This is a genomic window from Microbacterium sp. STF-2, assembly GCF_034650155.1.
In the GTDB taxonomy this organism is placed as follows: domain Bacteria; phylum Actinomycetota; class Actinomycetes; order Actinomycetales; family Microbacteriaceae; genus Microbacterium; species Microbacterium maritypicum_A.
This window is the reverse complement of record NZ_JARKMW010000001.1, coordinates 1,933,687-1,955,274: the sequence shown is the minus strand read 5'-3', so window position 1 is coordinate 1,955,274 and position 21,588 is coordinate 1,933,687. Positions and strand designations below refer to the sequence as shown.

General features: G+C 69.7%; 20 protein-coding genes. 16 read left to right on the top strand and 4 right to left on the bottom strand.

The features are described 5' to 3' along the window. Window positions 1-240: 240 nt before the first annotated feature. Genes MicroSTF_RS09425 through MicroSTF_RS09410 form a run of 4 tightly spaced genes read left to right on the top strand, consistent with a single transcriptional unit; the run spans window position 241 to window position 4,684 of the window. Entirely contained in the window at window positions 241-1,743 is a 1,503-nt protein-coding gene (locus tag MicroSTF_RS09425; RefSeq protein WP_029259510.1) for a CoA-acylating methylmalonate-semialdehyde dehydrogenase, read from the top strand. Window positions 1,744-1,771: 28 nt separating this feature from the next. Further along, window positions 1,772-2,977 carry an acyl-CoA dehydrogenase family protein gene (locus MicroSTF_RS09420; protein ID WP_029259511.1) on the top strand — a complete coding sequence of 402 codons (1,206 nt, stop codon included), beginning with the start codon at window positions 1,772-1,774 and terminating at the stop codon, window positions 2,975-2,977. Beyond that, on the top strand, window positions 2,974-3,879 hold the full coding sequence (gene mmsB / locus MicroSTF_RS09415; protein WP_029259512.1) for a 3-hydroxyisobutyrate dehydrogenase: 906 nt from the start codon (window positions 2,974-2,976) through the stop codon (window positions 3,877-3,879). Before MicroSTF_RS09420 ends, mmsB begins: the two co-directional genes overlap by 4 nt. A 28-nt stretch (window positions 3,880-3,907) precedes the next feature. Then, on the top strand, window positions 3,908-4,684 hold the full coding sequence (locus tag MicroSTF_RS09410; protein ID WP_029267752.1) for an enoyl-CoA hydratase-related protein: 777 nt from the start codon (window positions 3,908-3,910) through the stop codon (window positions 4,682-4,684). Between the two features lie 84 nt (window positions 4,685-4,768). Here the strand turns inward: MicroSTF_RS09410 and MicroSTF_RS09405 are convergent, their stop codons facing one another. The 3 genes from MicroSTF_RS09405 to MicroSTF_RS09395 are packed head-to-tail and all read right to left on the bottom strand — an operon-like array spanning window position 4,769 to window position 6,217. Beyond that, on the bottom strand, window positions 4,769-5,212 hold the full coding sequence (locus MicroSTF_RS09405; protein WP_021200337.1) for a YdeI/OmpD-associated family protein: 444 nt from the start codon (window positions 5,210-5,212) through the stop codon (window positions 4,769-4,771). Continuing rightward, a complete protein-coding gene (locus MicroSTF_RS09400; RefSeq protein ID WP_029259515.1) occupies window positions 5,209-5,679 on the bottom strand; it encodes an SRPBCC family protein in 471 nt (156 codons plus the stop codon). The genes MicroSTF_RS09405 and MicroSTF_RS09400 overlap by 4 nt, the downstream gene beginning before the upstream one ends. Before the next feature lies 1 nt (window position 5,680). Beyond that, entirely contained in the window at window positions 5,681-6,217 is a 537-nt protein-coding gene (locus MicroSTF_RS09395) for a MarR family winged helix-turn-helix transcriptional regulator (protein WP_021200339.1), read from the bottom strand. 140 nt (window positions 6,218-6,357) lie between these two features. Here MicroSTF_RS09395 and MicroSTF_RS09390 point away from each other — a divergent pair, with 140 nt between their 5' ends. Genes MicroSTF_RS09390 through MicroSTF_RS09375 form a run of 4 tightly spaced genes read left to right on the top strand, consistent with a single transcriptional unit; the run spans window position 6,358 to window position 11,010 of the window. Continuing rightward, window positions 6,358-7,134 carry an electron transfer flavoprotein subunit beta/FixA family protein gene (locus MicroSTF_RS09390; RefSeq protein WP_029259516.1) on the top strand — a complete coding sequence of 259 codons (777 nt, stop codon included), beginning with the start codon at window positions 6,358-6,360 and terminating at the stop codon, window positions 7,132-7,134. A 1-nt stretch (window position 7,135) separates the two neighbouring features. After that, window positions 7,136-8,107, top strand: coding sequence for an electron transfer flavoprotein subunit alpha/FixB family protein (locus MicroSTF_RS09385; RefSeq protein ID WP_322955149.1), 972 nt, complete (start codon window positions 7,136-7,138; stop codon window positions 8,105-8,107). 2 nt (window positions 8,108-8,109) lie between these two features. Beyond that, window positions 8,110-9,825 carry a cytochrome b/b6 domain-containing protein gene (locus MicroSTF_RS09380; RefSeq protein ID WP_322955147.1) on the top strand — a complete coding sequence of 572 codons (1,716 nt, stop codon included), beginning with the start codon at window positions 8,110-8,112 and terminating at the stop codon, window positions 9,823-9,825. Between the two features lie 33 nt (window positions 9,826-9,858). Continuing rightward, window positions 9,859-11,010, top strand: coding sequence for an acetyl-CoA C-acetyltransferase (locus MicroSTF_RS09375; RefSeq protein WP_029259519.1), 1,152 nt, complete (start codon window positions 9,859-9,861; stop codon window positions 11,008-11,010). A gap of 82 nt (window positions 11,011-11,092) precedes the next feature. Here the strand turns inward: MicroSTF_RS09375 and MicroSTF_RS09370 are convergent, their stop codons facing one another. Then, on the bottom strand, window positions 11,093-11,602 hold the full coding sequence (locus tag MicroSTF_RS09370) for a GNAT family N-acetyltransferase (protein WP_029267742.1): 510 nt from the start codon (window positions 11,600-11,602) through the stop codon (window positions 11,093-11,095). A gap of 131 nt (window positions 11,603-11,733) precedes the next feature. Here MicroSTF_RS09370 and MicroSTF_RS09365 point away from each other — a divergent pair, with 131 nt between their 5' ends. The 8 genes from MicroSTF_RS09365 to MicroSTF_RS09330 all read left to right on the top strand — a co-directional run bounded on the left by MicroSTF_RS09365 (window position 11,734) and on the right by MicroSTF_RS09330 (window position 21,461). Next, window positions 11,734-12,294, top strand: a complete 561-nt coding sequence (locus tag MicroSTF_RS09365; RefSeq protein WP_136024015.1) for an acyl-CoA thioesterase — start codon at window positions 11,734-11,736, stop codon at window positions 12,292-12,294. Between the two features lie 130 nt (window positions 12,295-12,424). Further along, on the top strand, window positions 12,425-12,805 hold the full coding sequence (locus MicroSTF_RS09360) for a hypothetical protein (protein WP_136025510.1): 381 nt from the start codon (window positions 12,425-12,427) through the stop codon (window positions 12,803-12,805). Between the two features lie 198 nt (window positions 12,806-13,003). Further along, the gene (locus MicroSTF_RS09355) at window positions 13,004-14,557 is read left to right on the top strand and encodes a Re/Si-specific NAD(P)(+) transhydrogenase subunit alpha (protein WP_322955141.1); all 1,554 of its coding nucleotides are present in this window, start codon (window positions 13,004-13,006) and stop codon (window positions 14,555-14,557) included. Beyond that, window positions 14,554-15,951, top strand: coding sequence for a Re/Si-specific NAD(P)(+) transhydrogenase subunit beta (gene pntB, locus MicroSTF_RS09350; RefSeq protein WP_322955139.1), 1,398 nt, complete (start codon window positions 14,554-14,556; stop codon window positions 15,949-15,951). The genes MicroSTF_RS09355 and pntB overlap by 4 nt, the downstream gene beginning before the upstream one ends. A 103-nt stretch (window positions 15,952-16,054) precedes the next feature. After that, complete coding sequence (locus MicroSTF_RS09345; RefSeq protein WP_315072694.1) at window positions 16,055-19,705, top strand: proline dehydrogenase family protein; 3,651 nt, start codon at window positions 16,055-16,057, stop codon at window positions 19,703-19,705. An 81-nt stretch (window positions 19,706-19,786) separates the two neighbouring features. Further along, entirely contained in the window at window positions 19,787-20,221 is a 435-nt protein-coding gene (locus MicroSTF_RS09340) for a hypothetical protein (protein ID WP_021200350.1), read from the top strand. Further along, on the top strand, window positions 20,221-20,451 hold the full coding sequence (locus MicroSTF_RS09335; protein WP_021200351.1) for a helix-turn-helix transcriptional regulator: 231 nt from the start codon (window positions 20,221-20,223) through the stop codon (window positions 20,449-20,451). The genes MicroSTF_RS09340 and MicroSTF_RS09335 overlap by 1 nt, the downstream gene beginning before the upstream one ends. Further along, window positions 20,448-21,461, top strand: a complete 1,014-nt coding sequence (locus tag MicroSTF_RS09330) for an NAD(P)-dependent alcohol dehydrogenase (RefSeq protein ID WP_322955133.1) — start codon at window positions 20,448-20,450, stop codon at window positions 21,459-21,461. Before MicroSTF_RS09335 ends, MicroSTF_RS09330 begins: the two co-directional genes overlap by 4 nt. The last annotated feature ends 127 nt before the right edge of the window (window positions 21,462-21,588 follow it).

The window sequence follows — 21,588 nt, the reverse complement described above, 5'->3', positions numbered from 1 at the left end:
ACGGGAGCGAGAGCGCTCACCGTGCGCGCGGTAGACGTGACACCCGATCCGGTCTGAGTCTCTGTCCGCGCACCTGCAGTTGTACCCGGGCGAGATGACGCGGTGGTGAACGAGACGCGAACAACCTCGATCACGAGTCGAGCGGCGGGCGCGGGGCGATACAAGGATGTCCTAGTAAATATCCGGTACTCCGAGTAAACTCCCCAATGTGCCAACGACGGCACGGAGGGATGTCACACAATGACTCGTACTATCCCGCACTTCGTGGGCGGATCGCTTCTCACTCCCGACTCGGGTCGCTTCGCCGACGTGTTCGATCCGAGCACCGGAGCGGTGCAGGCCCGTGTGCCCCTGGCCTCGGCCGACGAAGTGCGTCGCGTTATCGCGAACGCCGAAGAGGCGCAGGTCGCATGGGCGGCGACCAATCCGCAGAAGCGCGCTCGTGTGCTGTTGCGGTTCCTCGACCTGGTGCAGCAGGAGATGACGTCGCTGGCCGAGCTGCTCGCGAGCGAGCACGGCAAGACGGTCGACGACGCGAAGGGCGACATCCAGCGGGGTCTCGAGGTCATCGAATTCTCCGCCGGCGCTCCGCACCTGCTCAAGGGCGAGTACTCCACCGGCGCCGGAACCGGCATCGACGTCTATTCGATGCGCCAGCCGCTCGGGGTCGTCGCCGCGATCACCCCCTTCAACTTCCCCGCGATGATCCCGCTGTGGAAGGCGGGGCCCGCTCTCGCCGCCGGCAATGCGGTGGTGCTCAAGCCCAGCGAGCGCGATCCCTCGGTGCCGGTGCGCATCGCCGAGCTGTTCCTCGAGGCGGGCCTCCCCGCCGGCGTCCTCAATGTGGTCCACGGCGACAAGGAGGCCGTCGACACCCTGCTCACGGACGACCGCATCCGCGCGGTCGGCTTCGTCGGTTCGACCCCGATCGCCGAGTACATCTACGCGACGGCCGCGGCTCACGGCAAGCGGGCGCAGTGCTTCGGCGGAGCGAAGAACCACATGATCGTGATGCCCGATGCCGACCTCGACCAGGCCGTCGACGCACTGATCGGCTCCGGCTACGGCTCGGCGGGTGAGCGCTGCATGGCCATCTCGGTCGCGGTGCCGGTGGGGCAGGAGACGGCGGACGCCCTCGCGGCCAAGCTCACCGAACGTGTCGCCCAGCTCCGGGTCGGCCCCTCTCTCGCACCCGACGTCGACTACGGGCCCCTGGTCACGCGAGCCGCCGTCGAACGGGTCGAAGGCTACATCCAGCAGGGGGTCGACGAGGGGGCGACGCTCCTCGCCGACGGCCGGGGCTTCACGGTCGACGGGCACGAGGAGGGCTTCTACCTCGGCCCGACCCTGTTCGACCACGTCACCACCGACATGGCGATCTACCGCGAGGAGATCTTCGGCCCTGTCCTGGTGATCGCCCGCGCCGCCGACTACGAGGAGGCGCTGCGGATGGCCTCGGAGCACGAGTACGGCAACGGCGTCGCGATCTTCACGCGCGACGGTGACGCCGCCCGCGACTTCGCGGCCCGTGTCGAGGTCGGGATGGTCGGCGTGAACGTGCCGATCCCGGTCCCGATCGCGTACTACACGTTCGGCGGCTGGAAGCGCAGCGGATTCGGCGACCTCAACCAGCACGGAACCGACGCCTTCCGGTTCTACACGAAGACCAAGACGGTGACGAGCCGGTGGCCCGCGGCAGGCATCCGCGATGGAGCCAGCTTCGTCATCCCGACCATGCACTAGCCCCGGACACCTCCCACAAGGAATCACGATGACCATGACCACCGTCACCACCACCGCCGAGGAGCGCGAGGCGATCATCGGCGCCGTCCGCGAGTTCGCCGAGACCGAGCTCGCCCCCTACGCCGCCGAACGCGATGAGAAGCACCTGTTCCCGAGGGAGTCGCTGAACCGTGCCGGCGAGCTCGGCCTCGGCGGCATCTACGTCGACGAGGAGTTCGGTGGCAGCGGCCTCAGCCGCCTCGACACCGTGGCGATCTTCGAGGAGCTCGCGAAGGGCGACCCCGCCGTCGCGGCCTACATCTCCATCCACAACATGGTGGTCTGGATGATCGACACCTACGGCGACGACACACAGCGCGGCGAATGGCTGCCGAAGCTCACCGCCATGTCCGAGTTCGGCGGCTACTGCCTCACCGAGCCGGGCGCGGGCTCGGATGCCGCGAACATCGCGACCAGCGCGGTGCGCGACGGCGACCATTTCGTGCTCACCGGGGTGAAGCAGTTCATCTCCGGAGCCGGGGAGGCCGCCGTCTACGTCGTGATGGCGCGCACGGGGGAGCCGGGAGCACGCGGCATCAGCGCGTTCCTCGTCCCGGGCGATTCCGAAGCGCTGAGCTTCGGCGCACCGGAGAAGAAGATGGGCTGGCACGCTCAGCCCACCCGTCAGGTGATCCTCGACGGTGTCAGGGTTCCGGCGTCCGCCATGCTCGGTGATGAGGGCCGCGGCTTCGCGATCGCGATGTCGGCGCTCAACGGCGGACGGCTCAACATCGCCGCCTGCTCGCTGGGCGGCGCACAGTGGGCGCTCGACAAGGCCGTGCAGTACGTGCACGAGCGGATGGCGTTCGGAGAGCCGCTGGCCGAGAAGCAGTCGATCCTGTTCGCGATCGCCGACATGCGCACCGACCTGCACGCCGCACGCCTCATGGTGCGTGACGGCGCGCAGGCGGTCGACGAGCACGCTCCCGATGCGACGATGCGCTGCGCCATGGCCAAGCGCTTCGCGACCGATGCCGGGTTCGACGTCGCCAACCGCGCCCTCCAGCTGCACGGCGGCTACGGCTACCTGCAGGACTACGGGATCGAGAAGGTGGTCCGCGATCTGCGCGTGCACCAGATCCTGGAAGGGACGAACGAGATCATGCGACTGATCGTCGGACGCGAGATGCTGCGACCTGCGGGTTCCGCGTCGGTCCAGCGCAGCGGCGGGGATCAGACGCGGAGCGCATCATGAACGCCTCCTCGTCGAAGGCGGTCGTCGCGTTCCTCGGGCTGGGCCACATGGGGCTGCCGATGGCGAAGAACCTCGTCGAAGCCGGTCACGAGGTGCACGGCTTCGACCTCGTCCCCGCCGCCGTCGAGGCGGCGCGGGTGGCCGGCATCCGCGTGGCCCCGAGCGGCGCGGACGCGGTGTCCGAGGCCGACGTCGTCATCACGATGTTCCCCGCCGGAAAGCACGTCATCGAGGCCTATCGCACGGAACTGCTGGCGGCGGCCCGACCCGGCACCCTCTTCATCGAATCCTCCACGATCGCCGTCGACGAAGCGCGCGCTGCACACGCTCTCGCGCTCGCCGCCGGTCACCGCAACGTCGATGCTCCGGTGTCGGGCGGCGTGGTCGGTGCGGAGAACGGCACGCTCGCGTTCATGGTCGGCGGCTCGGACGAGGACTTCGCCGCGGCGTTGCCGCTGCTCGAGATCATGGGAAAGCGCATCGTGCACTGCGGCGGTCCCGGACTCGGACAGGCGGCCAAGGTCTGCAACAACATGGTGCTCGCGGTCTCGCAGATCGCGGTCGCCGAAGCGTTCGTGCTGGGGGAGCGGCTCGGACTCGAGCATCAGGCGCTCTTCGACGTCGTCTCGCAGGCCTCGGGCCAGTGCTGGTCGATCACCACGAACTGCCCCGTGCCGGGTCCGGTGCCCACGAGCCCGGCCAATCGCGACTACCAGCCGGGCTTCGCCGGCGCGCTGATGGCCAAGGATCTCGGGCTCGCGTTGCAGGCGATCGAGCAGACCTCGACCGATGCGCGCATGGGCCGGCTCGCCCAGGAGATCTACGCCGTCTTCGCGGCCGGCGACGGCGCGACGCGAGACTTCTCCGGCATCATCACCGACATCCGCGACGACCGCGTGTGATGATCGGTACTTCGACGGAGAGGGCGACATGACCGAGTACGAGACGATCCTGGTCGAGCAGCGCGGACGGGTGGGGTGGATCACCCTGAACCGCCCGGAAGCGCTGAACGCGTTGAACAGTCGGCTCGCGGAGGAGGTCACCGCAGCGGCGCTCGCCTTCGATGCGGACGAGGGCGTCGGTGCGATCGTCGTCACCGGCTCCGAGAAGGCCTTCGCCGCCGGTGCAGACATCAAGGAGATGGAGGGCATGTCCGCGGCGCAGATGCTGGAGACCGATCACTTCGGTGTCTGGCACGACTTCGCGGCCGTGCGCACACCCGTGATCGCCGCGGTCTCCGGCTTCGCCCTGGGCGGGGGATGCGAGCTGGCGATGATGTGCGACATCATCCTCGCGGCCGACAACGCCAAGTTCGGGCAGCCCGAGATCAACCTCGGAGTGATCCCCGGCATGGGCGGTACGCAGCGCCTGATCCGTGCGGTCGGATACTACAAGGCGGCCGAGTTGGTGCTGTCCGGGCGCTTCATGGGCGCAGAGGAGGCGGAGCGTTCCGGGCTCGTGTCGCGCGTGGTGCCGGCATCCGATCTCCTCGCCGAGGCGACGAAGCTCGCCGACACGATCGCTTCCAAGTCGTTGCCGTCGGTGTACGCCGCGAAGGCCGCGCTCGATACCGCGATGGAGACGACCCTCGCCGAGGGGCTGGCTCACGAGAAGCAGGCGTTCGCCGCGCTGTTCGACACCGCGGACCAGAAGGAGGGCATGTCGGCCTTCCGGGAGAAGCGGGCACCCGACTTCCAGAACCGCTGAGTGCGTGATGAGACGAGTGCCTGATGAGACGAGTGCCTGACGAGACGAGTGCCTGACGAGATGTCTGCCGGAATCGGGGAGCAGTCAGCCGCGGAGCGCGTCGACGATCTTCGTGATGCGACGTTCGCGAGTCGCCTCCTGCTTCGCTTCGGCCACGCTCCTCGCGTGCTCTTTGCGTGCGGTGTACGACAGGGCGTCGAAGGCGGTGCGCAGCGCGGGGTCGGCGTCCAGGGCCGCGGCGAGCTCGGCCGGAACGTCGACCGTGCGCTCGGCGGAGTCCACCCGGATCACGGCGTCGATCTCCTGGTCGATCTCGAGTCCGAGGTCGGCGCGCACGGCCTTGCTGAAACCGATCATGTTCTCGCTGCCCATCCGCGCCAGACGCAGGCGGGCGGTGCGTCCGCCGATCGTGACGGCGACCGGGAACGCCTTGCCGGCGCCGAGAGAGGCCACCTGCTCGTCGCTGAGGAGGATCGCCGCAGCGGGGCCGCGGCCGGTGAGGACGGTGTGCAGGCGCAGTTCGCTCATGCCGAAAGGGTACGCCCGGGCTCCTCGAATTCCGCGGCGAGAATCGCGTTGCGCTCCATGATGAGGCGGCGCATGTACCCGCCGAGGAACATCGCGTCGACGATTCGGCCGAGCGGGCCGAACGGCGAGCGGAAGGTCACGGTGTCGTGCATGAGCGTGCCGGCCGGATGCTCCTCGAAACGGTGCTCGTGCAGGAATGCCGCGAACGGGCCGGAGATCTGCCGATCCGAGAACGCGTGGGGAGGATCGATGTCGAAGACGATCGAGCGCAGGCGGAACGGGATGCCGAAGTGGCGTGCCCGCCAGGTCGCGGTGGTCCCCTCGGTGAACACGCCGCCGGCCGGCGCCTCGACCATGGTCTCGCCGAACCGGGCCATGCTCTTCACGTGCAGTGCCGGGTCGAGCGATGCGGCGAACACCTCGGCAGGAGGCGCGCTGATGATCGTCTCGAGCGCGAACCGGGGCATGTCAGAGGGCTTCGGGCTGCGGGCGCGGATCGGCGAAGTCGCCGGCGTCCTTGCGCAGCCGGGCGACGATCGCGACGAGCTCGGCGGCGTCGTCGCGGCTCAGACCGGGCTCGGCGAACACGTCGGCGTTGAGAGCCTGTGTGGCGCGCTCGACCAGTTCCCGGCCGGACTCCGTCAGCACGAGCAGCGCAGCGCGTCCGTCATGGGGGTGCGGTTCACGCGCGACCAGACCGTCGCGCACCAGGCGCTCCGCCGTGCTCGTCACGGTGGTCGGGTGCACCTGGAGGCGGGCGACCACGCTCGACAGGGGCAGGCTGCCGGCGCGGCTGAAAGCCAGCAGACGCAGCACCTCGTAGCGGGCGAAGCTCAGAGCGAAGGGCTTCAGGGCCGCGTCGACACGGGCGAGCAGCAGCTGCTGGGCCCGCATGACCGAAGTGACCAGGGCCATGCCGTCCGCGGCATCCGTCCAGCCGTGCGCGAGCCACTGCCGCTTCGCCTCGGCGAGCGGATCGATGGGGAGCGGACGGGGTCGGGCCATTTCTCTACGGTAGTGGCGCGAGCGCGGGGGGCGGCGACGGCGCGCGACGCATCCGCTGTGGACATCCATGAGTCTCAGTCGCAGGTGAGCTGGAACTCAGTATCGCGGTCTAGAATTGCAGCAGTCGTGAGGAGCAATCGATGAAGATCTTCGTCCTGGTCAAAGAGGTGCCGGACACCTATGGCGATCGCAAGCTGAATCTCGAGACCGGCCTCGCCGATCGTGCGGCGGGTGACGTGGTCCTCGACGAGATCACGGAGCGGGCGCTCGAAGTGGCGCTCAGCTACGCCGACAAGAACGACGGCACCGAGGTGGTGGCGGTCTCGATGGCTCCTGAGGGCTCGACCGCGTCCGTGCGCCGGGCGCTCGCGATCGGTGCGGGCTCGGCCGTGCACATCGCCGACGAGCAGCTCGCCGGCGCCGACCTCGGTCTCACCGCCGAGGTCCTCGCCGCCGCGATCCGCCGCGGCGCCCCCGACCTCGTGATCACGGGCAACCTGTCGACCGACGGTTCCGGCGGCGTCATTCCCGCGATGTTGGCCGAACACCTCGGATTCGCGCAGGCCACCGCGCTCACGTCGGTCGAGATCACCGCCGACGGCGTCTCGGGCGTCCGTGGCTCGGATGCCGGCAGCCAGCCGGTCTCGGCGCCGCTGCCCGCCGTGATCTCGATCACCGAGGCGCTTCCCGACGCGCGGTTCCCCAACTTCAAGGGCATCATGGCGGCCAAGAAGAAGCCGCTCGAGGTGCTCGCGCTCGCCGACCTCGACGTTTCGGCGGATCCGTCCGTCGCTCCGCGCACCATCATGACCACTGTGTCGGAGAAGCCCCCGCGGGCGGCCGGCGTGAAGATCACCGATGAGGGTGACGCGGCCGACAAGCTCGTCGACTACCTCGTGCAGAACAGGCTGGTGTGAGATGACATCCTCCGAGAACCCGATCCTCGTCCTCGTCGACGTCGACCCCTCCGGTTACGTCGCGAGCAGCACGGCGGCGCTCATCGGCGCGGCTTCGACGATCGGCACGCCGGTCGCGCTGATCGTGGGCGGCAGTCCGGCCGCGGTGGATCAGGCCGCCGCGGCGGGTGCATCGGTGGTGCTGACCGCCGACGGTGAGCCGACGGCATTGACCGTGCCGATCGTGGACGCCCTGCAGGCGGCCGCCGCCCAGGTGCGCCCCGACGCCGTGCTGATCTCGAACTCGATCTCCGGACGCGACGTGGCCGGACGATTCGCGGTGCGCACGAAGAGCGCACTGTCGGTCGACGCGGTCGGAGTGTCACGCGATGACGATGGTGTCGTCGCCCACCACTCGGTCTACGGCGGGGCCTACCTCGTCGATTCGGCACCCACGTTCGGCACTCCGGTGATCACGGTGCGCCAGGGCGCGGTGGACGCGCGCGCCGAGGCCGTGCCGTCGCACTCGGTCGAGGCGCTCGACGTCACCCCGTCCGGTGCGGTCGCGGCGACGGCCGGTCCGGTCGAGGCGGTCGAGGTCGCCTCGTCCCGTCCCGACCTGCGCGGAGCCACGCGTGTGGTCTCCGGCGGTCGAGGTCTCGCCTCGAAGGAGAAGTTCGTGCTCGTCGAAGAGCTCGCCGATGCGCTCGGTGCCGCGGTGGGTGCCTCCAGGGCCGCCGTCGACGCGGGGTACATCCCGCAGTCGCATCAGGTCGGCCAGACCGGTGTCTCGGTGTCGCCGCAGCTGTATGTCGCCCTCGGCATATCCGGCGCCATCCAGCATCGTGCCGGCATGCAGACGTCGAAGAACATCGTCGCGATCAACAAGGACCCCGAGGCGCCGATCTTCGACGTGGCGGACTTCGGGATCGTCGGCGACGTGTTCGCGGTGGTGCCGCAGGTGATCGCCGCCCTCGAGGCGCGGAAGAAGTAGCCATGGCGACGCGGATGCTGCGACGCGGTCTGCCGCGTGTACCGGGCGGAGAGCCCTGGCCCCCCGCCGATGCGGCGGCTGTGGAGGAGCCGGCGGTTGCCGTGGCACCCGAGGCTCCGACGTCGACAGAGGCTGAGCCTGCGGCGACGCCGGATGTCGCCGCCGCCGATTCCGCCGTTGCGGTGGATCAGGCAGCCGTGGCCACCGCAGCGCCGACCGGGAGCCCTGCTCCCGCGGCGACCGCCGGAGCCGCGCGAATCCGTCGCGGCCTGCCACGCGTGCCGGGCGGAGAGCCCTGGCCGCCATCGGTCGCCGTCGCTCCCGCCGCCGCCGTGGCGACCCCCGCTCCGCAGACGACGCAGCCGGTATCGGCTGTCGCGACAGCAGTTCCCGCATCTTCGGCGACCGGGAGCGCACCGGCGACGGCTCGTGCCTCGACCGCTGCCACGACCGCACCCCCGACCGCACCCTCGCCCGCCGTCAGCGCACCCGAAGCGCCGATCGCTGCCGCAGGCGGTGTCCGTCGTGGCCTGCCCCGAGTGGTCGGCGGCGAGCCGTGGCCCGCCGCAGACACCGTCCCGCGCACACACGCTGTCGCGGCATCCGTCGAGCCCGTGGCTCCGGCGCCGATCGCTCCTGAGAGCACCGGACCGGAGAGCACCGGACCGGAGAGCACCGGACCGGAGAGCACCCCGGTCGTCGCGGCGCCCGTGAACGCACCCGCCATCGCCGACGTCGCGACCCCGCTGCCGTGGACGCGCACGGTCTGGAACGGGCGCGCGCCACGTCGCATCGCCGAGGCACCCGCCGCTGCGACCGGTCGACGCCGTCCGACGTGGCCCCAGGCCATCGCCGTGCTGTTCGGCGCCGCCGCGCTCGGAGTCCTCGCGGGCGCCGCCATCGCGTTCGTGCGCGCACTCCTGAGCTTCCCGTTCATGCAGGACTTCCTCGCAGCCTTCCCGGGCGAGTACGAGCCGGGGATCGCGGTCGAACCCGGATTCTCGCCCTGGGTCGGCTGGCAGCACTTCTTCAACATGTTCCTGATGGTGCTGATCATCCGTTCCGGGCTCCAGGTGCGTACCGAGAAGCGGCCGACCGTCTTCTGGACGCCCCGCGGCAACGCCAAGGGCAAGATCAGCCTGAACCTCTGGTTCCACCAGTCGCTCGACATCCTGTGGCTCGTGAACGGCGTGATCTTCGTGGTGCTGCTGTTCGTGACCGGTCACTGGGTGCGCATCGTGCCGACGAGCTGGGAGGTCTTCCCGAACGCGCTGTCGGCGGCCCTCCAGTACGTCTCGTTCGACTGGCCGCACGAGAACGGCTGGAACAACTACAACAGCCTGCAGCAGCTCGCCTACTTCGCGACCGTGTTCATCGCCGCGCCGCTGGCGGCGATCACCGGATTCCGCATGTCGGGGCTCTGGCCGAAGAAGGCCGAGAAGCTGTCGAAGGCCTACCCGGTCGAGTGGGCGCGCGCGCTGCACTTCCCGATCATGCTCTACTTCGTGGCGTTCATCATCGCCCACGTCGCCCTCGTGATGCTCACCGGCTTCCTGCGCAACCTGAACCACATGTTCGCTTCGCAGGACGCGGTCACCTGGACCGGATTCTGGGTGTTCATCCTCTCGCTCGTGGTGATCGCGATCGGCTGGGTGGCCGCCCGGCCCCTCGTGCTCGCGCCCATCGCGAAGGCGTTCGGCAAGGTCTCGGGCCGCTGACGTCACCGCGTCTCCCGCGACGGAAGGAAGATCATGGTCGAGGCATACATCATCGACGCGGTCCGTTCCCCGGTGGGGCGGCGTGGGGGATCGCTCTCCGGCATCCATCCCGCTGATCTCGGGGCACACAGCCTGCGGGCGCTGGTCGACCGCGTCGGTGTCGATCCCGCCGCGATCGACGACGTCGTGCTCGGCACGATCGACGCGATCGGCGGGCAGTCGGGCAATGTCGCACGCACCGCCGCTCTGGTCGCCGGATTCCCCGAGCACGTGCCCGGCGTCACGATCGACCGTCAGTGCGGATCGAGCCAGCAGGCCGTGCACTTCGCGGCGCAGGCCGTGATGAGCGGTGTGAACGACCTCGTCATCGCGGGCGGTCTCCAGAACATGTCCCAGGTTCCTTTGACCGCGGCCGCGACCGTCGGGGAGCAGTACAGTTTCACCACCCCGTACGCGGAGTCTTCCGGGTGGCGCGAGCGCTACGGCGATCAGGAGATCTCGCAGTTCGCCGGTGCGGAGATGATCGCCGAGAAATGGGACATCTCCCGTGCGGAGATGGAGCAGTTCGCCCTGGAGAGCCACCGTCGTGCGGCCGTCGCTCAGGACGAGGGGCGTTTCGCGAACGAGATCGCGCCCCTGAACGGCCTCGCCAACGACGAGGGGGTGCGGCGGGACACGACCCTGGAGCGGATGGCCGGACTCGCACCGCTGCGGGAGGGGGGACGGATCACCGCTGCCGTGTCGTCGCAGATCAGCGACGCCTCCAGCGCCGTGCTCATCGCCAGCGAACGGGCGGTGCGCGAGCACGGGTTCACGCCCCGCGCGCGCATCCATCGGATGACCGTTCGCGGTGCCAGTCCGGTGCTCATGCTCACCGCGCCCATCCCGGCGACCCGGCACGCTCTGGAGAGCGCGGGACTCGGTGTCGCCGACATCGACCTGTTCGAGGTGAACGAGGCCTTCGCGCCCGTCGTGCTCGCCTGGATGCGCGAGCTCGACGCCCCGCACGAGAAGGTCAACGTCAACGGCGGGGCCATCGCCCTCGGGCACCCCATCGGTGCGACCGGCACCAGACTGCTCACGACCATGCTGAACGAACTCGAGCGCACCGGCGGCAGGTACGGCCTGCAGGCGATGTGCGAGGGTGGCGGCATCGCGAACGTGACCATCATCGAGCGCCTCTGAGCCGGAGCGACCGGAACCGACAGCGAGAACGGGCCGCCTCCGAGGGGAGACGGCCCGTTCTGCGTGCGTGCGCGGCGGTGTGTCAGGGGCGGACGAAGCGCACTTCGGTCAGCGTCTCGCCGAGGAACGGCTCCGTGTGCGATGCTCCGTCGAGGTGGAATCCGTTGCGCGTGTAGAAGCGGTGCGCGCGGGGGTTGTCCTCGGCCACCCACAGGTACAGCGGCTCGTCCTTCTCGACGGCCGCGTCGAACAGCTTCTGACCGATGCCGGTCGAGTGCCACGCGTCGAGCAGGTAGATGAAGTACAGCTCGCGGAACGCGGGGGCATCCTTGTCGCGGGCAGGACCGGAGCCGACGAAGCCGACGATCTCGCCGTCGACGAGCGCGGCGTTCATCTTGAACTCGGGGCCCTGCGAGGCCCAGTGCGTCCACAACTCGGCCATGCGGCGGGGCGAGACCTTCTCCAGTGCCGCCTTGCTGATCAGGTGGTCGTAGGTCTCGTGCCAGCACTGCGCATGCACGCGACCGAGGGCTTCCGCATCCACATCACGGACCGGACGGACGATGACTTCAGGCTGGGCTTCGGCGCTCATGTTCGTGACTCTACGCGCGGCGTCCACGAAGAGGAAATCGAGGGGATGTTCGATGACGCCCGATACGCGGGCATGGAGGGTTCGCACAATGATGTTCGCGAATCGTGCACGCCTGGCTACGATCATTCTTCGTGAACGTGATCTGGCGGACCCTCCTGGTGATCCTCGGCGCTCGCCGCCGCGTGCGACGGGGGAGGACTCTCGATGCGTCGTCGGTCAGCAGCATCCGCCTGACCACGCTGCCGACCGACATCGACATCCTGCGCCACATGAACAACGGGCGCTATCTGTCGCTCTTCGACCTCGGACGCTGGGATCTGCTGATACGCACCGGGCTGTTCGACGCGATGAAGGACCGCGGCTGGTACGCGGTCGTCTCCAGCGAGACGGTGACGTTCCGCAAGTCGCTGCAGCTCTGGCAGCGGTTCGAGGTGCAGTCGCGCTTCATCGGGCACGACGACAAGGCGGTGTTCCTCGAGCACAGGGCCGTCGTCGACGGAGAGATCTATGCGCGGGTGATCGTGCGCTCGCGCATGTTGCGCCGTACCGGCGGCACCGTCAGCAACGAAGAGCTGTTCGCCGCCGTGGGCAAGCCCGAGGGCGTGCCGGAGATCGATGCCTGGGTGCATGACTGGGCCGCGGCATCCGCGCTCCCGCCGGTTCGCGTGAAGGCGCCGAGCGTCTGGGGCTGAGCGGTTCTCGACACCCCGGGCGGGCGGACCTTAGGGTGGGTGTCGCGCGAGACGAGCACGGTTGAGCGCGATGACGTCGGGAGGATCCATGCCGCAGGAGCGCCCGCGAGCAGATCGGGAATGGATGCCCGTGACGATCGTCCTCCCGATGCTGCTCTCGGCGACTCTCGTCGCGGCGTGGATCGCGGCCGGGTTCATCCTGGTCTGGCTCTTCCGCGCCTTCCCCACGCCGGCGAACGGGACATCGTCGATTCTCTGGGGCGTCGTGGTGCTGCTCGGCCTTCTGGTGAACATGACGATCCTCATCGGGCTCGCCCGACGCACCGCGTGGATGCGGTGGGTCGTCGTGGTGCAGGCGCTGGCGATGATGGCGCTGCTGATCGCGACGCCGTTCGGACTCTGGGCGGTGCTGGTCTGCGGCGGTCAATCGGTGCTGCTGTTCCTTCCGCCATCGCGGAGGTGGTTTCGCGGCCGACCGATTCCGCAGGCCGCGCTCGTCGAAACCTCCTGATCCGAACACGATCGCTTCGCCGCTGGGGGAGCGCCCCGAGATCTTCCTCCTCCGCTTTCCGTAAGAACCCCGCTTCTTTCCCTGTCACAGAGCCGAAGGAGGGGCGCTTCCGGAGCGCTCCTCAGTACTCTGAGCGGGAAGTCAGGGGCGCAGACGCCCCGGTGACCCCGTCGACGCAGACGGGCGGAGGAGGAAGTAGTGGCAGTCATCGGCATCGTGCGGGAGCCTGCGGGCGAAGCGCGGGTCTCGGCCACCCCGGCGACGATCGCGTCGCTCGGGAAGCTGGGCCACACGGTCAGAGTCGAGCGGGGAGCGGGCGCTGCGGCCTCGTACCCCGACGCCGAGTACGCGGCGGCGGGTGCGGCGCTGGTGGATCGCGCAGAGGCCTGGGGGAGCGAGATCGTCCTCGCGATCACAGCTCCCGGGGCGGAGGAGATCTCCCTCCTCTCCGATGACGCCACCCTCATCGCCCTGCTCTCGCCGGCACTGCGCCCCGATCTCGTCCAGTCGCTCGCGCAGCGTGGCATCACGGCGCTCGCGCTCGATGCGGTGCCGCGCATCTCGCGGGCGCAGTCGATGGACGTGCTCAGCTCGATGGCGAACATCGCCGGGTACCGGGCCGTCGTCGAGGCCGCGCACGAGTTCGGCCGCTTCTTCACGGGGCAGGTGACCGCCGCGGGCAAGGTGCCGCCGGCGAAGGTGCTGGTCGCGGGAGCCGGAGTCGCGGGGCTTGCGGCCATCGGCGCGGCATCGAGTCTCGGTGCGATCGTCCGCGCCACGGATCCGCGCCCCGAGGTCGCCGACCAGGTCACCTCGATCGGTGGCAGCTACCTCCCGGTCGACGTCGAGGTCGCGGCCTCCACCGACGGCTATGCCAAGGCGACCAGCGCGGACTATGACCGCAGGGCCGCCGAGATCTACACCGAGCAGGCCGCCGACGTGGACATCATCATCACCACTGCGCTGATCCCCGGACGCGCGGCGCCGCGCCTGATCGCGGCATCCGATGTCGCACAGATGAAGCCGGGCAGCGTGATCGTCGACATGGCCGCGGGCCAGGGCGGCAACGTCGAGGGCTCGGTCGCGGGCGAGCGCGTCGTCACGGAAAACGGTGTGATCATCCTGGGCTACACCGACCTGGCCTCGCGTCTGGCCGCACAGGCCTCCCAGCTCTACGGCACGAACCTCGCCAACCTCGTGGCGCTGCTGACGCCTGCGAAGGACGGGCGGCTGGTGATCGACTTCGACGATGTCGTGCAGCGCTCGGTCACGGTCGTGCGCGACGGCGAGGTCACCTGGCCCCCGCCTGCCGTGCAGGTCGCCGCCGCTCCAGCCCCGAAGGCCGCGGCGGCGCCGGTCGAGGTCGCACCGCCGAAGAAGATGTCCGCCGCCCGCAAGGTCACGCTGATCGTGGTGGGCGTCGCCGCGCTGTTCGCCGTGAACGCGTTCGCCCCGGCCCCGCTGCCGCAGCACTTCACGGTGCTCGTGCTGTCGGTGGTGATCGGCTTCTACGTGATCGGCAAGGTGCATCACGCGCTGCACACCCCGCTCATGTCGGTGACCAACGCCATCTCGGGAGTGATCGTGGTCGGCGCGATGCTGCAGATCACGTCGCCGCTGCCGGTGGTGCAGGTGCTCGCCGCGATCGCGGTGCTGCTGGCCTCCATCAACATCTTCGGAGGGTTCGCGGTGACCCGACGAATGCTCGCGATGTTCACACTCGGGACATCGGCGAAGGGCGGCCGGAAATGACCGTCGACGCGCTCGCCGGGGCGGCCTACATCGTCGCCGCCCTGCTGTTCATCCTCAGCCTCGCCGGCCTCAGTCGCCATGAATCCGCCCGCTCCGGTGTGGTCTACGGCATCGCGGGCATGGCGATCGCGCTGGTCGCGACGGTCGCCCTCACCATGGCCGACGCATGGAGCACCGGTGCCTTCCTCGGGCTGGGCCTGCTCGTGGCCGCGGTGCTGATCGGGGCGGCCATCGGGCTCTGGCGAGCGCGGGTCGTGGAGATGACCGGCATGCCCGAGCTCATCGCGCTCCTGCACAGCTTCGTCGGCCTCGCCGCGGTGCTCGTCGGCTGGAACGGCTACCTCGCGCACCCGGAGATCGCCCCCGAGCTCGTCGGCATCCACAACGCCGAGGTGTTCATCGGGATCTTCATCGGCGGCGTCACCTTCACCGGGTCGATCGTGGCGTACCTCAAGCTCTCGGCGAAGATGTCGTCGAAGCCGCTCATGCTCCCGGGCAAGAACGGGCTCAACATCGGGGCTCTCATCGCGTTCGTCGCCCTGACCGTGTGGTTCGTGAACGACCAGCAGCTGTGGCTCCTGATCGCGGTCACCGTGCTCGCCTTCGCCCTGGGCTGGCACCTGGTCGCCTCGATCGGCGGCGGAGACATGCCGGTCGTCGTCTCGATGCTCAACAGCTATTCGGGTTGGGCCGCCGCCGCGGCGGGGTTCATCCTGAACAACGACCTGCTGATCGTCACGGGCGCGCTCGTCGGATCGTCGGGTGCGTACCTCTCGTACGTGATGTGCAAGGCCATGAACCGCTCGTTCCTCTCCGTCATCGCCGGGGGATTCGGGGTCGCGGCGCCGACCTCCGACGACACCGAATACGGCGAGCACCGCGAGATCACCGCCGAGGGCGCGGCGGAGATGCTCGTCGCCGCCGACAGCGTGGTCATCACCCCTGGCTACGGCATGGCCGTCGCACAGGCGCAGTACCCCGTCGCCGATCTGGTCCGGCGGCTCCGCGAGCGGGGCGTCGATGTGCGGTTCGGCATCCATCCGGTCGCGGGACGGCTGCCCGGTCACATGAACGTGCTGCTGGCCGAAGCCAAGGTGCCGTACGACATCGTCCTGAGCATGGACGAGATCAACGACGACCTCGCCTCCACCTCGGTGGTGCTGGTCATCGGCGCGAACGACACCGTGAACCCGGCCGCCGCCGAGGACCCGGGGAGCCCGATCGCCGGGATGCCGGTGCTGAAGGTGTGGGAGGCCGAGAGCGTCATCGTGTTCAAGCGCTCGATGGCCGCCGGGTACGCAGGGGTGCAGAACCCGCTGTTCTTCCGCGACAACGCGTCGATGCTGTTCGGAGATGCGAAACAGCGGGTGGAGGACATCATCGCGGCGCTCTGAATCCGTTTCGAATCGCGCAGATGACGGCATCCGAGCGGGAAAAGCGACCATTTGCGCGATTCGAACGGCGGGAGGATCCTGCTCCAGACCTAGGCTGAAATCCATGGCAGACCTCCCGCCGGATGCCGTGGCATCCGCACCCCTCGCAGACCGTGCCGTCGAGCTGGCTCGGCGGTGGGCGATCGAGGCCGCGGCGATCGAACCCGACCCCGCGGCCGCACGGCTCGCGGGCGTGCTGCAGGACGCGAACGGGCTGCCGTTCACGCTCGGCTTCGTCGACGGCGTCATGCGCCCGGAGAGCCTGACCGCGGCCGCCTCGCAGCTGCATCGGATCGCACCGATCGTGCCGGAGTTCCTGCCCTGGTACCTGCGCTCGGCCGTGCGTCTCGGCGGCGGTGTCGCGCAGGTCCTGCCGTCACCCGTCGTGCCCATCGCCCGCCGGGTGCTCCGTGACATGGTCGGGCATCTCGTCGTCGACGCACGACCAGCGAAGCTCGGGGCGGCGATCGAGCGGATCAGGGCGAACGGCTCCCGTCTCAACCTGAACCTGCTCGGCGAGGCCGTGCTCGGCGAGGCGGAGGCGCGGCGACGGCTCGACGGCATCCACGCGCTCATCCGGCGTCCCGATGTCGACTACGTCTCGGTGAAGGTCTCGGCGATCATCAGCCACCTCTCCATGTGGGCGTTCGACGAGGTCGTCGACGAGGTGGTCGAAAGACTGCTCCCGCTGTACCTGACGGCGGCGGCCGACGGCACCTTCCTGAACCTCGACATGGAGGAGTACCGCGACCTCGACCTCACGATCGCGGTCTTCACGCGCATCCTCGAGGACCCGCGCCTGGCCGGGCTCGAAGCGGGCATCGTGCTGCAGGCCTACCTGCCCGACGCCCTGCCCGCCCTGCAGGAGCTCACCGCCTGGTCGCAGGACCGCGTCGCGCACGGCGGCGCCCGCATCAAGGTACGCCTCGTGAAGGGGGCGAACCTCGCGATGGAGAACGTCGAGGCCCGGATGCACGGGTGGACGCCTGCGACCTACGACACCAAGCTCGACACCGACGCGAACTACCTGCGCTGTCTGGATTGGGCTCTGCAGCCCGAGCACACCGCGGCCGTGAAGCTCGGCATCGCAGGGCACAACCTCTTCGGCATCGCGTATGCCTGGCTGCTCGCCGGAGAACGGGGGGTGCGCGAGGCCGTCGAGTTCGAGATGCTCCTGGGCATGGCCCAGGGGCAGGTGCAGGCCGTCTCGCGCGAGGTCGGCCCTGTGCTGCTTTACGTGCCGGTGGTCGAGCCCGCCGAGTTCGATGTGGCGATCAGCTATCTGGTGCGCCGGCTCGAGGAGAACGCCTCGTCGGACAACTTCCTCTCCGCCGCGTTCCGGCTCGGAGAGGACGAGGCGCTGTTCGTGCGCGAGCAGGATCGCTTCCTCGATGCGCTCGACAGGTCGGCCGACGCCACGCTCCGCATCGGCCCGCGTCGCACGCAGGACCGCAGCGCGCCCGTGCACGAGTCCGTGCGGACGGCACCCGCAGCCCCGGTGCCCGAGACCGACCTCACCAAGGCGGTGCTCGGCATCTCGCGCGGATCCGACGACGGCGGGCGCGAGGCGTTCCTCGAGACCGCCGTGTACTCGGCGCGCGAGCTGGACCAGGATGCCGGTGGCGCTCCGGGCTTCTCGAACACGGTCGACACCGATCCTGCTCTCCCCGCGAACCGGGAGTGGGCACGCGAGGTGCGCGAGCGCATCGCCGCCTCCGATCTGGGAGACGCCACGATCGCATCTGCCCGGGTGTCCGATCCCGAGGATCTCGAGCGGATCGTGCAGGGCGTGCGCCGGGCCGCTCCATCATGGGGTGGACGGCCGGCTGCCGAGCGAGCCGAGGTGCTGCTGCGTGCGGCGGCCGCACTCGAGTCGCGGCGAGGGGACCTCATCGAGGTCGCGGCCTCCGAGACGGGCAAGGTCTTGGCGGAAGCCGACGTCGAGGTCAGCGAAGCCGTCGACTTCGCCCGCTACTACGCCGCCAAGGCGCGCGAGCTCGACGCGATCGCCGGCGCCGTGTTCGTTCCGGCATCCGTCACCGTCGTCACGCCGCCCTGGAACTTCCCCCTCGCGATCCCCGCGGGTGGGGTGCTCGCCGCGCTCGCCGCAGGTTCGGGTGTCGTCTTCAAGCCCGCTCCGCAAGCCCGCCGCTGCGCCGCCGTCATCGCCGAGACCCTGTGGCAGGCGGGGGTGCCGCGCGACCTGCTCGCGCTCGTCGACATCGAGGAGGGGGAGCTCGGCCGCGAGCTCATCACGCACGACGCCGTCGACCGGGTGATCCTCACCGGCGCGTGGGACACGGCGGCGCTGTTCCGCTCCTGGCGCTCCGATCTGCCGCTTCTCGCGGAGACCAGCGGCAAGAACGCGATCATCATCACCCCCTCGGCGGATCTCGATCTCGCGGTCGGCGACCTCGTCAAGAGCGCCTTCGGCCACGCCGGGCAGAAATGCTCGGCGGCCTCGCTCGCCATCCTCGTGGGACCGGTCGGACGCTCCGCCCGGTTCGCGCGCCAGCTGGCCGACGCCGTGCGGTCGCTGCACGTCGGGCAGCCCACCGATCCGCTGGCCGAGGTGGGCCCGGTGATCGACCAGCCGACCGGAAAGCTCGCGTGGGCGCTGAGCGAGCTGGAGGGCGACGAGCAATGGCTGATCGAACCGTCGCTCGCGGCGGGTGACGACGGCAGCCGACGTCTGTGGCGGCCGGGGGTGCGTGTCGGCGTCCAGCCGGGGTCGCGTTTCCACACCGAGGAGTTCTTCGGGCCGGTGCTCGGCGTGATGCATGCGCCGACGCTCGCGCGCGCCGTCGAGATGCAGAACGCCGTCGCCTACGGCCTCACTGCAGGACTCCACACCCAGGACCCGGAGGAGCTCGCGTTCTGGCTCGGCCGTGTGCAGGCGGGCAACCTCTACGTGAACCGCGGCATCACCGGAGCCATCGTGCAGCGCCAGCCGTTCGGAGGGTGGAAGCGCTCCTCCGTCGGCCCCGGTGCCAAGGCGGGCGGCCCGAACTACCTCATCGGTCTGGGATCCTGGCGTTCCCTGCCGGGTGGGCCGGCCTCCAGCACGCTGCATCTGCGGGGACTCGACTCCCGCATCACCGCCCTCATCGAGGCGGCCCAGTCGTCGCTCGCCTACGAGTCGTTCGAGTGGTTGCGGCGCTCGGCCTTGTCGGATGCGCTGGCCTGGGACCGCGAGTTCGGGCAGGTCCGTGATGTCTCGCGTCTCGGCGTCGAGCGCAACCTGTTCCGCTATCGCCCGGTGCCGGTCGAGGTCCGCGCGACCGACGATGCGGCACTGCAGGATCTGCTGCGCGTCGTGATCGCAGGTGTGCGGTCAGGGGCGAAGTTCGTCATCTCGACCCCGGTCGGGGTGCCCGGCGAGGTGCGTCGCGCTCTCGGTGACCTGGATGCCCCGGTGTTCCTGGAGAGCGACGACGAGTGGCTGCAGCGGCTGCTGCGACAGGACGATGCACCCGAGGGCGTCGCGCTGCCGGTGAGCGATCGGGTGCGGCTGGTCGGCGGGCGGGACGGTGTCGCCGCCCTTCGCGCGAAGCTCGCCACGGCTTCCGCCGGCGACCCAGACCTGGCGGTGTACGACGGCGAGGTGACGGCCGCCGCCCGCATCGAGCTGTTGCCGTTCGTGCACGAGCAGTCGATCTCGATCACCGCCCACCGCTACGGCAACCTCGACCCGTGGAGCAGCGACGTGATCTGAGCCTGGTGTAAAGAATTCTTGACACACCTCACCGACGGACGTACGCTGAGCGTGTCAATAATCTTTTACATCGGAGTCGTCATGGTCTACGAAGAGCGCAATGCCTGGGCGGGACTCATCGTCAGCCCGATCGTGATGGTCGTCTACGTCGTGCTGGTGCTCCAGCAGGCCGGGGGAGGGCCGCTCACCGCTGTCGACTGGTTCCCGCTCATGCTGTGGGTGATCGGCGGCGGCATCGTCGCGACGATCATCCTCAGCGTCGGGTGGGGCATCATCGCGGGGCTGAGAGACCCCGACGGTGTCGGCCGTTCCGACATTCGCGACCGCGACATCAGCCGCATGGGCGGCCGAGTGGAGCAGGCTTTCGTCGTGATCGCCGGTCTCGGGGTCATCGCGCTGTGCGCCGTCGGCGCCGATGTCTTCTGGATCGCGAACACTATGTTCGCGGGCTTCGCGGTGTCGGCGTTCATCGGCGGCATCGCCCGGGTGGTCGCCTACCGGCGGGGCCTCGTCTGATGGTCAAGCCCACCCGCGTCTCGAACACCATCCGCGCGCATCGCGAACAGGCCGGACTCACCCAGGCCGAGCTCGCGCGCACGGTCGGCGTGACGCGCCAGACCCTCATCGCGATCGAGCAGCAGAAGTACTCGCCGACACTCGAACTCGCCTTCCAGATCGCCCGCGCGTTCGGCGTGGGGCTCGACGACATCTTCGAATACCCCGACACGTCAGGAGCATCATCATGAGCCGTTCGATGAAGGCGTGGCGTCGGGAGACGTACGGTCCGGCCGACGGCGTCGCCCTCGAGCGCATCCCGGTTCCGACGCCCGGCCGCGGCGAGGTGCTGCTGCGGGTGCGCGCCACGGCGTTGAACGCGGGCGATGTGCGCCTCCTGCTCGGCGATCCGCTGCTCGTGCGTCCGGTGTTCGGCTTGACCCGCCCGAAGCACCCGGTGCGCGGGATGGAGGTCGCGGGCACCGTGGTCGCCGTCGGACCCGACGTCGTGGGCGCGGAGATCGGCGAAGACGTGGTGGGTGAGCTCGTCGGCGGCGGAGGTCTCGGCGAGTACGTGAGCGTTCCCGCCGCGCGGCTCGTTCCCGTCCCGATCGATATCGTCCCGGAGACCGCCGCGTGCCTCCCGGTGGCCGGGGGAACCGCCTGGCAGGCGCTCGACCTCGCGGGCGTCGGCCTCACGCAACGTGCTCGCGCCGATGGCGCGCCGAGAGTGCTGATCATCGGTGCCTCCGGAGGGGTGGGCACGTTCGCGGTGCAGCTCGCAGCTCTCCGCGGCGCCGAGGTCTGGGCGTCCTGCCGTGACCGCAACGCACCGCTGATCGAGCAGCTGGGTGCCGTGCGCACCTTCGACCACCGGACGTCGCCCCTGAGTGCGCTGCCGGACGGCCGATTCGATGCGATCGTCGACATCGCCGGAGGGATGCCGTTGCGGGAGCTGAAGCGCCTCGTGGTGCCCGGCGGCACGGTCGTGCTCGTCACGGGCGACGGGGGACACGTGCTCGGCCCGATCCCGCGGATGCTCCGCGCGGTGTTCCTGTCGATCGGCTCGCGGAGCATCCGACCACTCGCCGCGACGCCGCGTCCCGAGGTGCTGGCGAAGCTCCTCGAACTCGTCGCCGACGGACGGATGGTTCCCGTGATCGAGCGGGAGTACCCCTTCGCCGAGGCATCCGCCGCTCTCGCCCGTCTGGAAGCGGGCCACACCGTCGGCAAGCTGGTGGTCACCGGCTCCGCCCTCTGACCCTCCGGTCGCACCCGCTGCGTGTTCCGGTCGCACTTCCTGCCGCCTTCAGACGCTTTCGGCGGCAGAAAGTGCGACCGGAGCGATCGGAGGCCGGAGGCCGGGGGCCGGGGGCCGGGGGCCGGGG